Raw genomic sequence first — 12633 nt, forward strand, 5'->3', positions numbered from 1 at the left:
GCAACCCGTTACGAAAAAACCGCACGAAACTATTTGTCCATGGTGAAATTAGGCTGTATTCGACTCTTTTACAGGCGGTTATCTAATTAAGGGACGCAGCCTAGTATTCGCTTCAGCCGGGGTTCCCAAGCATACCAAAGCCAGCGTTGATTTTTCTTGTTCCCCACAAACGACCATGGCTCGTCTATTTCGCAGATAAGCTGAATGTTCTTTCCATCAAGGGGAAGTGTCGTTACATTTCGGGGTCTGAGTTTTTTAATGTTTTCATGACGGTTGCTGTAGCGACTTTCAGGCGGCGGGCGGTGTCACGAATTCCTCCGTTATTCATCGCGATATCGATAATCTGCTCTTTAACATCGGGTTTGCAGGCTTGGTAGGTGTATTCTAACTGAAAGACCTTACAGCAGATATAGCAGCGATAACGAGGATGTCCGCCATTTCCTTTTCCATATCCTTTGACCGATTCTGATTGGCGACAATAACGGCAACAGACGTCAACTTTAGCCATGCTTCATCCTTAAAAAACCGGAAGCATATCACAGCAACTAACTATTTAATACATGACCGGGTCAAGTATTATAGGCACTTTTATCGGTCAGCAATGGACCGTATAGCCAGTCATGTAGATCTGCACCTTGCTAAATGGGTTACCCGCAAATATAAGCGGGTGCACGGTAACCTGGCTCAGGCATATGAATGGTTAGGCGGGATAAGGAGTGTTAAGCCTGGTCTGTTTGCACACTGGGAAATTTGTACGCGGTGCGAACGGTCAACGACAAGAGCCGGATGACGGGAGACTGTCACGTCCGGTTCCGTGGGAGCGCAGGGGGGAAGTTCCCTTGCGCGACCCGATAACCTCTGAATGTTTAGTCGAACATTTTTCTTAACCAAATAATATTACTATGACCTTTTTCTTCTTCATCATATCCAAAACCCACCGACTATTCTTCCAGTATCTAGTGCCCGCCAGTATCTATCCGAAAAACTCGTTACAGGTTGGATATCTAAATAATGACGCAAGGCTTCATCATTGCGGCTAAAACAATACCCACCAACTATATGACATCCCGGATCTTGATAATAACGGTTATAATCAATATCAGTCAATCCATCAGAGTCAACAATTCTTACGGATCTTCGAACAAATGGTATACGGTTTGTTCGATACATATTCACATCTTCACGGAAAAATACATTTTCAATGAGCGGTTGACTGCGCAATCCATTTATATCCCAGTTATTACCGGTTGGTTGACCATGAGTTCCAGAGAGAATAACAACTGTTTTGGGATTCTGGCTTCTGGTGCTAGCACGGGCATTGATTCTTTCCAGCGGCTCGTGAATATGATAGCCAATGATTTGCTGGTCTGAACCATAAATAACTTTCCCATTATGCGGAACTTCGTGCCACTGGGGTTGTCTCTCCTCACCATTTCCGGCGCGCACTCTGCCTAGTCTATTGACGGGCTGACCATAGCCTTCGAAATAAGCAGGACCACGTGCCCCAGCTTTGCTGACCGAATAAGAGCCAGCCCTCTTCATTAGTGAGCTGGTACCTTTTAACCCTACACCTGTTAATCCAGTACCTAATGATACCCATCCTAAAATTGCTGATGCTTCTGGGTTAATATTTTCCACCGCTCCGGAAGCTATAGCGGTTACATCTGAAGCAACGCCTAATCCACCTACAATCAGCGAGGTAGCCGATGCCGTACTGATGGCTGCCATCACACCACCAGCCGCTGCAATGGAGGCTCCTGCCGTGAATACAGCCAGAGCCAGACCTATCGTTCCGGCCACTATACCGGTGATTGCCTGCCAGCTTAAGTGCCCTGATGGGTCGATGTGATTGATTGGATCTCCGGCACAGTAGGCATATGGATTGATACCTCCGGCCCCGAATGGGCTAAAACTATCTGGACAGTTAAAGCGCATCAGTATCGGGTTATAGGCGCGGTAGCCATTACCCAGATGGTAGGTGCCGCTTACTGGGTCAACGCGCTCGCCGTTAAAGCCCGGCAACAAACCCGCAGGTTTACCTTGACCATAGGGTGACCATCCGTGGAGTTTTCCATCACTTTCACTGCCCTGACGTGACCAAAGCAGACTGTCATTTCGGTCACTGGCGGTCAGCGTCAGACCATTGCCGTCATTCACTCCCAGACAGGTATGTCCAGCCTTAATCAGACGTGTCTCTCGGCCCTGTGACGTCAGTACCTCATTAACCAGTTCATCGCCACGGTAGAACAATTTCCGTATGTCCCCAGCGCTGACATTCTGGCTGACCAAGCGGTTCAGTGCGTCATAGCTGTAAGTGCCGCCGCTGATGCTTTTCCCACTGATGCAGGTCAGGCGTCCGGTCACATCATAGGTCAGCGTCCGCCCCGCCTCATCTTGTGTCATCCTGCCTTCTGCGTCATACGCTAGACTAATGGTCTGCGGATAACCACCGTGGGTATGTGTCACGGATGTTAACTGCATTGGGTCTTCATTATTCTCATAATGGTATGTTGCTGTGTCCGAAGTGCCGTCAGTCAGCGTGGTAATAACGGAAGTCAGGTTGTTCAGCGCGTCATAATGATACGTCTGTTCGGACATTGGGTTGTCGTATGCATCCGGTGGCAAATTTTCGCCAGCCACTTTGTAGCTGACCAGCCGGTTACGATTATCATAATTATACTGTTCATCCCGCACAGTTTTGTCATTTTGCTGGGTAGTCCGGGTAGCCAGTAACCCGTTTTTAAGCCAAGTTTGCTTCACGGTTAGCTTGGTCCCGTTACTGTCAGTCACGGAGCGGGTGACTTCACGGCCAAAATCATCGTAATGCAGCACCGTGGTCAGTGTGGATGTGGTCGTTGTATCCTTCACTGTCTGGCTATTCAGGCGCCCCAGCGCATCATATTCCAGACTGACCGTCAGGGCATCGTCGGTAATATCGGTCACCCTGCCATACACATCACGGCTGTAGTGGGTTTGCTTACCGGTGATATCAGTGTACATGACGGGTTTGCCAGCCAGTGTCCGAGTATATGCGGTGTTGCGAGTACTGCCGATTTGCGTGAAGCTCTCAGATTTCAGGCTGCCCGAAGTATTCCAAGTGTTATTGATTATTGTGCTGCCTTCCGTTGCTTGCAGCAGTTCGCCAGTTTTACTGTCATAGCGGAACGTCTGTGTCACACCATCCGTTGTCATACTGTTGACCACGTTACCCAATTCAGGAATATAGGTGTATTTCACCGTCTTGTCTGAAGGCAGGGTGACGCTTGACGGTAGCTGGGAGGCACTATCATAGGTATACAATGTGGTACGTCCACCGTTTGAGCGTTTTGTGACCCGTCCCAGACTGTCAAATTCTTGCGTTCCTAGCAGCCAGGTAGTTGTTGTACCATTAGCATCAGGACCGGTTACGCTAACAGAAGCCACCTGATCCCCGGTTAGGTGCGGAGCATAGGTTCGACTCAGCTTGCTACCGTCTGGCAGTGTCTGAGTCAATACGCGGTTATAGACGTCATAGGTACGTTGAGTAACATTATTCAGCTCATCTGTTTCCTGCCGCAATCGCCCCAGCCCATCCCAACTGTATTGATGGATACCCTGTTCTGCGCCCGATGTATCCAACTGACGTTTAGTGAGTGGCAGGTGATGCTGGTTGTCAAATGTGGTGAGGAGGTGCCCACTTATTGATGTCACTGAACCCGCAGTTCCTTGGTTGTACATCACTTGAGTCAGGGTTACTGGGTCTATGTTCTGGAAGCTTTTCATTCCATCGGAGAACGACTGGAGCTTTGCTATGCCCCAGCCGTCATACTCCGTATCTGCCTTTACGGAAAAGCTTTTGATTGTGTCCGAAGGAAATGTCAGCCAGTCCTGTTCCGTACCGGTGCTATGTTCGCCGAGCGAGTTAAATGTGTGGGAGGCGATCTCATACCATTGGTGGGATACATCTGCGTCATAGTGTTGCTGATTGATGATTCGGCCTGCACCATCAAAGTGCACTTTCATTTGATTGCCGAAGGCGTCGGTCTTGACGGTGACTGGGCCATCGTCCTTAATGACATATTCCCAGGTTATGGTGTTTTCGTATTCCGTACCCGATGCCGTAGTACGGCTCAATGGGCGTCCCATTTTATCGTACGTATGGGTGACCATTACGCCTTGTGCATCGGTTTCATTGTGCAGAAGCCCAGAATATGCAGACTGAGTACGGGATGTAACAATCCGGATACCATCATGGCCGGTAAAGATTATCTCTTGATGCATGACTCCATTGTTGACGGTCGTAGAAAAATCCTGCCTGGTGGTATAAACAGCGGCATTTTTCATGTTTTCATGTTTCGTGTTAGTAATGGCTGTAATACGGCCGAACTCACCACTACTACTGTCACCGTTGTATGCAATATCTTCTCGGAGCAGGAGTAAATCATCTCCGTATTCAGAGCGACTCTCTAGCACCGCGTAATTTGTTTTACCTAAACGGTTATAGGTATAGTGGGTGGAATATTCTGGAGATTCATATTCTGTTTTGAACGGAGTAGTGGTTCGGTGTTTCATAAAACGAACAAATCCGTTGGGTTCTGCCGGGCATCCGTCCTCTCCCTCAGCGGCATACCAGGTGGTGACGGTGACAGTCCTATTTGGTGCGACTTCTCGGATTGGGTTACCACTTTCATCGAATTCGGTGAATGTGCTCTGTTCTCGGGATTTACCGTTAGTGTCCACCCAGATTTCTTTTTTCTCACGCGGTAACTGAAATTGTGGTGGCTGAGCATCAATAAAATCGCCACTTTGCGCGTAATAAGTGAATTCCGTACGGTATGTACAGCCTTGACGGATGGTTTCCTCAAGGGTTTGCAGATGATAATTGTTATACTCTCTGTGCGTGGTCACCGTAACGCCACCGTCCGTCACCGTTTCGGTTGAACCATAGGTATAATCAGTCAGTGTGGTATAGAGGTAATCACTATCGCCTGACCAGTCACCAAAATTTCCGTTGTATCCAAGAAAATTTTGTTCAGTATATTCGTAGTAGGTCACTGTTTCTGACTGTCCACTCCCCGGATTGTATGTATGAGATAACACTACCGACAGTGGAGCCAAACCTGAATTTTCAGGGAAACGCAATCCGTTAATTTGACTGTACTGTACACTCTCTGTCATACCCGTAGGGGAGTTCACCCCGGTGAGTAACTGGAGTTGACCAGAATCTACGGTGTCGTAAACAAAAGACCATTTGAGCGTTTCTGTCTCAGATGTTTGGCAGGATACCGCATCAAGTCGAGAGTCATTATCAATAAGTTCAAAATTGACCTTGTATTCATCAGCGGTGTCGGGCCAAATCACCATAGTTGAGAAAGTATCATAGACCACCTGAAGCAGTGTTGTGGATTCATCTTCTACCTTGGACAGTCGGGATATTTGCCCACTCCAGTCCCAAAACAAGTTCAGATGTCGACCTAGTGGAGAGATTATTTGTGTGGTAACGAAGGTCTCACCGTCTTCTATTCGTGTCAGACGTTCTGATTTGCCTTCTTTCCAGAATACAGTATAACCTTCTTCATCATTATGGCCGTTGGTATAAACGAAGCGGAAACTGTTTAGTTTTTTATTGCGGACTGTATCAGAGCCTGGTTCAACTCTGTAATTTTCACCACTGCTCAATTCCAGCAGGTTAGTTCTATTATTGAATTGGGTAAGGCCCAGTCCAAAACCAATACCAAATCCATAGTTGTTCTTATTCAGGGGGGAATAACTGAAAGAGAGTGATAACTCCGGTCCGAGTTGATTATTCCCTATTAATTGCGCAACGGGGAGCTTAACCATGAACTGTCCAGTTCGCGGGTCCACTTGGGTTTGCAGAGTGCTGATAAAGTTGCTGGCTTGTGAAGAAAAGCTGTCATTCATAACATAGTCCCTTATAGAAATAACCAAGGCAAGTTGATTTTCACTGAATTGCCTTTTATTACTATCGAAATAAAACGGCACTATTATTAGTGCCGAAAATAATTCACCTCACAGTTAAATGCCATTTACAACTAATTGAGGCCACCGAGAATCAGATGCAGTAATGGTAATAACGCCGCTATTACCATAGTTATCTTCAACATCAATCCTGATTGTTGTCCCATCGTTACTCCATCCTTTCTGCTCTGATTCGCTTCGGGGGATCCGATGATTGCAAATATTGACTTTAATCATCCCTTCAGGAAGCGGTTGGTACCAGAAATGGCGCACATCATTACTGCCAATTTTATAGCAATAGTCTTCCCATCCACATTTCGCGAGGATGGATGAATCAGTACCTAATCCGTAGGTTTCTTTGTTGACAAAAATGAATTGGGTATCGTAATGTCCACCACCGTTTCCCCATACTGTATCTGCATATCCATCACCGGCGATATTCACTGTGCTCAAGGTGGCATTATTCCTTCTTACATCCATTTTACGGAACAAAAATTCATTCGATTTCGGTTTGATGTAGAATTCTGTTCTTAAACTGGTACCTTCATAATTATCGTAAGCAACATTAGCCCAGTTGGTGTGGGTAACCAGCATATCTGATACTATAGTCTCGAAATCTGATATCGACTTAGGCATATTAGAAATCGTGATGTTTTCAGATAAGCTGTAATTAATAACTTTTCGTGCACTTACACGAACATAACTCGGGGATTTAAAGACGGAACCTTTACTGTCGGCTGGTGCGTTGATTGTACGGGTACCATCCTGTGTAGTATTGAACTTACCCACGCCGGGAATATCAATTTCTGCACCGATATCAACTCCTGAAGATATATTTTCGGTAGAAAGATAATATACAACCAGCCGTTCACCACTTCTAACTTGCATTTCATAAGTAACATAAGGTGAATTCCATGAGATTATATTAGTGTAACCTAATTTATTCTGAGAGCAATTCCATGCTCCATTAGAACTTAGTTTTTCACCAGTAACATAGTTTACTAAATATGTTTGATTTAGTAATTCTTCAATCGGGATTATTAATTCCGAGCCATCCTTATTCAATGTTTTAATTTTAATGTAAATGGCAACCTGGTTCTTTCCATTAGCAAAAATCTCAGCCTTCTTTTCGGATGAGTTGTCTAGAAAACCTACAGAAAAAGTACTCAATTTGTGAAATTCATTCCATATACTCATAAAACGACCTCATATTTATTAAATTACACTTAATTAAATCAAAGTTCACGTTAGTAACTCTTGGGGGGCTCTCCCCATCATGGGGTTCCAAGCCGGAACCACCGAATATGTAGAGCACGGCATATTCGGCGATATGCGGAGTATCCTGTTCCTGGACGGCAGCGTTTGTCTTGAAATCAGATAGTAATAGCGGTTCCATTGACCGATTCTCTCGGCATATTTCTGTCATGGTTCGGTCATGCAGATATTCAAACAACAGAAATATATTTGCGTGCGGATACGATGAACGCCGTTGTACCACCGAGCCTAAAAAAGGAAGATTCCGAGCTCCGGATAAACTGATCGCTTCGATCGAATATGCTGAGTGAAAGGAGCCGGTATGCTTGTCTGCATCCGGTTCCTTTGCTTGTGAATCTGCATATTCTTGAATTCCGCATATCGTCCGAAATTTTGTCAGCCTAACTGAAGCTTCTCCATCATGGCGTCCTGGTCAATCTCAACAAAGGCCGTTTAACAAAATGTGTTGCCACTCCACCAATGACATTCGCAGTGTTGTCATTTTCTCACCAACTGTCGTTTCATCAGCCACCACCTGTGCCGTAAGAAGGTGAACCAACCCCAAATTCATGTGATAGCACCAATATAACAGTGGCAGCACGTTCAATATTTAATGGATTATGAGAAAAAGAGCTGCAATATTTGTGGCTCTTTTTGATGGTTACCCATGAATAAACCAATTTACCGCCATTGCCATTGCTGCCGCTTCAGATGTATCAATGTAGTCAACAAAAATAATGTTTGGATAATGATTTTCTGATATTGCGGGATACAATCGATAGGCTAACTCTTGATTTACTTTATTTGCTAGCTGTTTAATGCTTGATGCTAAAGCCGTACAACATGTGCTCGCTTGGGTATTATTTTGTGTTAAAGTCCAGGACAGTAAAAAATAGTTACTCGGCATTTCCCGGTTCATTTTTTCAATCTGGTCTTCAGACATGTATGACACATTGTCGCTGTTTGCATACTCATTGTACGCATTAAAGCAACTGTGATAATAAAACCCTTTATTTTCCTTATCTCCGAGTTGAACATGCTCATCTTCAAAAATTAATAACACTGATGGGCCGTCACTGATAAAATCATTCAATGTCAGCGAAGTGAGGTCTGTATTCTTTGTAATGAATAGTTTTTTTATTGATGTAAGCTGATTCAGCAGTCCATCCCACTCGTCCCGAGTAAAAGAGCGATAACTATCATTGCCGACATCTGTGTTAAGTGAGTGTGAAAAATTTAAAATAACGAGTTCATTTCGAGAGGCAGTGAATTCATTGATATTATCGATTATTGACGGAATTGATTGTCCATTCGAACCCTGCCATGACGATATGGCCTCCACATAGCCATAATGCCCAGTATAATAATGACCGCCGCTTATGACGGGGCGAATATCAAAATATCTTGCACCAAGATTAAGTTGCCCCAAAATATCACAGCTCTGTGTTAGTGTATTACATTCAAAAGCAAAAGGAGTGCCAGAATTACGAATACTCATTCCTGCATCATGGGAACCAGCCATGCAGATATTTCTTAATTTTTTATTTCCTAACAAACTAATATTGTCATTCATCCAACTGAATGCATCGAGATTTGAAGCTGTATATTCACCTTCACGACCAGACAATAAGAAATTGACTATTCCATCGTGGTTCCATCCAAGTTTCAAAGTGGAGCCTTTAGTATTACCGCTGGTTTCAAGATTGCTGAAGTATACTTGCAGTCCGAATCCATTTTTAGCCCTTGACTGTATCTGAAATGAAACATTACTTGTGTTTTCTAATGTATAAGTGACCTCTCCCGAATCGTCTGAGCTATTTTCAAAAAAACCTTGGCTCCATTCTACGTAAATCTTTGCGCTGCTTTTTGCTGCAATAGTTTCAGGAAAATCCCAGCTATTCATTTGATAGCTGTGGTAATCACTTTTGTTCCAGTTTGAATTTGTACTGTTAACTAAGGTTATGTATCCACCTTGTCCCATAATAATTTCCTTTGGGTTTAATTTCATTTTCAATGAAACTATAATATACATGTAGGAAATTTAAAAACAGTTGTGCATGAAACCTCGCACAAAATGATGTTCCGACCGAGAATATTGATTTTTCCAATTTTAAATTTTGTAAATTTTATTTAGTATAAAACTCCAAATTCGGGTCACTCCTCCAATAGTTAAATTCCTTAGCAAAGGTAATATTCCTGTTCTATGAAAGGGTCGTGACTCCAATAGTTAAATTGCCCTATAAAGAATAGTATTCCCGTTCGATGAAAGTCCCTATCACCTTATCGTGCATCTCCTCTGATTTGGAATAACCTATCGTCCTTCGATTCAGTCTTTTTAAACGTGTACGTAATGTCAGATTGGTTCTTTCTATACGTTGGGTATAATGTTTTCCAACAATATGTTTTTCTTCAGGAAGTCGGTTGTAAGGTGCATAATCATCCGTACAGTAAAACCTGACATTAAAAGGTGATAATAACTCAAGGAGTTTGCGTAAAGTCGCCGTACTGCGATCACCAAAAACATGTGCCACAACTCGCTTGAGGCGAGGCTCCCAAGCATACCAGAGCCAGCGTTGATTCTTTTTACTTCTCACAAATGACCATTGCTCATCAACTTCACAGATAAGCTGGACTTCATTTCCCTCAAGAGGAAGGTTGGTCACATTTTTCGGGGAGAGTTTTTTAACGTGCGAATGACGGTGTTAATCCCTATCTTCAGTACACGAGCGGTATCACGAACACCGGAGTTATTCACTGCCATATCAATAATTTGCTCTTTCACGCCGGGATAACAGGCTTGATAGGCATAGTTCAGTTGAAAGGTTTTACGGCAGGCATAGCAGTGATAGCGGGGATGGCCAGTACGTCCTTTTCCATGCCCTTTAACCTCTTCTGTTTTATGATAGTAACGACAAACCACATCAACTTTAGCCATCTCTCACTCCATAATAAAAAGCAGGGAGTTTATCACAATATCTAATCATTGAGAGCATGACCCTCTTATGCGATATCTTCTCTCATCTAATGATGAAATGGTTCCTAATCCAGATAATTATGGAAAATATTTTGTAAACGGGAAGTGGGAAAAATATCTTAAAGATGTAGACGCTGCGAAATCAGAATTGCAGAGCAGATTACCTGGTTGCATGTATTACCATTTGATTAGGACTTTAAAGTTTGACGATAGTTTAATTAAGTGGGCTAATAGTGAGAGAAATTCTCAAATTGTTATTTTAGGAGCAGGTTTTGATTCAAGGGCAATGAGATATAGCGAATTGCTCGATGGAAATAATATCTCTGTCTATGAAATTGACTTGGCTGCAATGCTTGAATTTAAAAAAGGAATTATTGATAAACATAAATTACAACCCTGTATAGGATATCACTATATTCCCTGTAACTTTAATGATAAAAATCTATCCGGTTGTATGTTAGCTGGGGGGATCTCTAAAAATAAAAATACTTTAATCTTGTGGGAAGGTGTCACTTATTTTTTGCCAGATGAAATCATCCAAAACACTATAATAGAACTCAGGGACTTTTTTAAGGGAAAACTACAGATAACGCTAGATTATGCGTTTAGGGATTATATCGAAGGTAACTTAAATTTTTATGGGGCTAAGGAATTATATGATGTTCTAGTGGAAATTTCAGAACCACACTTTTTTGGTTTGAATTTTAACGAAAGCGAAAAATATTTCGCAAACCTTGGTTTTACAGCCACTGAAAATCTAACAGCATTAATGTTAGAGTCCAAATACTTAAGGGACGGCTTCGGGAAATCAGCAGGGCTCCCTCACGTATTTAATGCAATGATAGACATAGTTAAAGAGGTAAAAAATGAAAGATAGTACATTATTTAAAGAGTTACATTCAAAAAGTAATTTTTTTGTATTACCAAATGCCTGGGATGTCCCATCTGCTAGATTTTATGAATCACTTGGCTACAAAGCTATTGGTACATCCAGTTGGGCGCTTTCATACTTAAATGGAAAAAGCGATGGTGAAAATATCTCATTTTCAACGGTTTTGTCCCATGCAAGGCAACTGCTATCCGAGATCAAAATACCATTGTCAATAGATATTGAAAAAGGGTACGCATCTTCGGCGAAAGAAATCTCAGTAAACGTTATAAAACTTGCAGAGCTTGGCTGCTCAGGAGTCAATATTGAAGATTCGCTTAAAGACGGGGAACTTTTACCCGTATCTGATTTTGCAAAAATACTTGAAAATATTAAATCTGAACTAATAACGAACGGCTATAGCGGTTTTGTATTGAATGCCAGAACTGACACGTATTTAAGTGGTTCCATTAGAGAAAAGGTTAAAGAAACAATCAAGAGAGAAAACATTTACCGTAGTTGCGGGGCTGACTGTTTGTTTGTACCAGGGCTAACAAGCATAGAAGAAATACAGGATATTTCTAAATCCACAGAGCTTCCGCTTAATGTAATGAATATGCCTAGCATAGCTAATATAAACACCTTGGCAGAAAATGGCGTAAATAGATTTAGCCTGGGTAACTCAGTTTTTGATGATGTGTATTCCTACTTTCAGAGTGTGGCATCGAGTTCATTAAAAAAAGGTGATTTTTCAGTCCACTATAATCATCCAGCTCTGAGTTAACGATAAGGAAGTGGCCTTCAATAAGAAGGTCATTTTTACTATTACCACTTGTGTTGCGTAGTTAAACTGAGGAATTAGAAGCTAACTATCTAGAGGGAGAAGTTATCTGGGGCGGCTGGTCGCGCTGTTTCAGATTCCGGCTCTGGATATTGCGTTATGGTTTACGTTACGTTTTCACGTAAAGTGAGTGGAGGCGGTGGGGTATTTGGTCGAGTAGCCTAAGAGAATTTCGAACAAGCACCCACTGCCCCTTGATGTACATTCAAATTAGGCGTAAACCAGATAGCCGTAGTTAATGGCAGAAGGCGCATTGTATAATGCTTAGGTACGAATATTTTGTTGCCGCTAGCTTCAACCTTATCCGCGCACATAGCTCAGTTCTTGTGGTTTGTGGGTATGGAAATCCCTTAGGTCTTTCCTCTTTCCTTACACAAGTATGCAAATTAATGGCTTGCCGGCATTTCATTGAAGACATTTATAAATAATGAAAAATCATATACTGCCTCAGTAATTAGGCTATTGCACTCAGTTACCCATTAGTTTAATTAATAAATTTCATTTTTTGCTTCATTTAATAAAGGGTTTGAAAAACAGGCTCAGCAACCATTTGACCCCACCCGGCTTGAGCGTTAATATTTTACCTGTTACTTCAATGATCTTATCGCCTGCAAAGATCACCCACAGGGTGGCGAAACAAATCTATGGTCTTCCCCGTTTTTGCAACACTCATTTTGATGTATGGTTGGCTTGCTTAAATCTATCCGGCGTCTCTATGAGTATGGATACCCGCGCCAC

The 12633-nt window shown here is 42.8% G+C and carries 7 protein-coding genes and 3 pseudogenes; 4 read left to right on the forward strand and 6 right to left on the reverse strand.

The window, feature by feature from the left end; genetic code table 11:
* Nucleotides 1-90: pseudogene (locus Xets_RS19190) on the forward strand (IS5/IS1182 family transposase); the annotation flags it as partial.
* Between the two features lie 2 nt (nt 91-92).
* Here Xets_RS19190 and Xets_RS19200 read toward each other — a convergent pair.
* From Xets_RS19200 to Xets_RS19225, 6 genes and pseudogenes are all read right to left on the reverse strand, one after another.
* A pseudogene (locus Xets_RS19200) lies at nt 93-508 on the reverse strand (IS1 family transposase); the annotation flags it as partial.
* A gap of 413 nt (nt 509-921) precedes the next feature.
* Nucleotides 922-5901, reverse strand: coding sequence for an RHS repeat-associated core domain-containing protein (locus Xets_RS19210; protein ID WP_187652359.1), 4980 nt, complete (start codon nt 5899-5901; stop codon nt 922-924).
* A gap of 114 nt (nt 5902-6015) precedes the next feature.
* A complete protein-coding gene (locus tag Xets_RS19215; RefSeq protein WP_187652360.1) occupies nt 6016-7155 on the reverse strand; it encodes a hypothetical protein in 1140 nt (379 codons plus the stop codon).
* A gap of 496 nt (nt 7156-7651) precedes the next feature.
* Nucleotides 7652-7783, reverse strand: a complete 132-nt coding sequence (locus tag Xets_RS24855; RefSeq protein WP_255430696.1) for a hypothetical protein — start codon at nt 7781-7783, stop codon at nt 7652-7654.
* A 90-nt stretch (nt 7784-7873) separates the two neighbouring features.
* The gene (locus Xets_RS19220) at nt 7874-9193 is read right to left on the reverse strand and encodes a hypothetical protein (RefSeq protein ID WP_187652361.1); all 1320 of its coding nucleotides are present in this window, start codon (nt 9191-9193) and stop codon (nt 7874-7876) included.
* A gap of 256 nt (nt 9194-9449) precedes the next feature.
* Nucleotides 9450-10147 (reverse strand): IS1 family transposase gene (locus tag Xets_RS19225; protein ID WP_187652362.1). Its coding sequence is split into 2 segments (ribosomal slippage): nt 9450-9898 and nt 9898-10147, totalling 699 coding nucleotides; the frame shifts between segments, so codons are not numbered across the junction.
* Between the two features lie 67 nt (nt 10148-10214).
* On the opposite strand from Xets_RS19225, the gene Xets_RS19230 reads away from it, so the two are divergent.
* The 3 genes and pseudogenes from Xets_RS19230 to Xets_RS22655 all read left to right on the forward strand — a co-directional run.
* Entirely contained in the window at nt 10215-11063 is an 849-nt protein-coding gene (locus tag Xets_RS19230) for an SAM-dependent methyltransferase (RefSeq protein WP_187652363.1), read from the forward strand.
* Nucleotides 11053-11838 carry an isocitrate lyase/phosphoenolpyruvate mutase family protein gene (locus tag Xets_RS19235; RefSeq protein WP_187652364.1) on the forward strand — a complete coding sequence of 262 codons (786 nt, stop codon included), beginning with the start codon at nt 11053-11055 and terminating at the stop codon, nt 11836-11838. The genes Xets_RS19230 and Xets_RS19235 overlap by 11 nt, the downstream gene beginning before the upstream one ends.
* Nucleotides 11839-12421: 583 nt before the next feature.
* Nucleotides 12422-12633: pseudogene (locus Xets_RS22655) on the forward strand (hypothetical protein); the annotation flags it as partial.

Source organism: Xenorhabdus sp. TS4, assembly GCF_014467265.1.
Classification (GTDB): Bacteria; Pseudomonadota; Gammaproteobacteria; order Enterobacterales; family Enterobacteriaceae; genus Xenorhabdus; species Xenorhabdus ehlersii.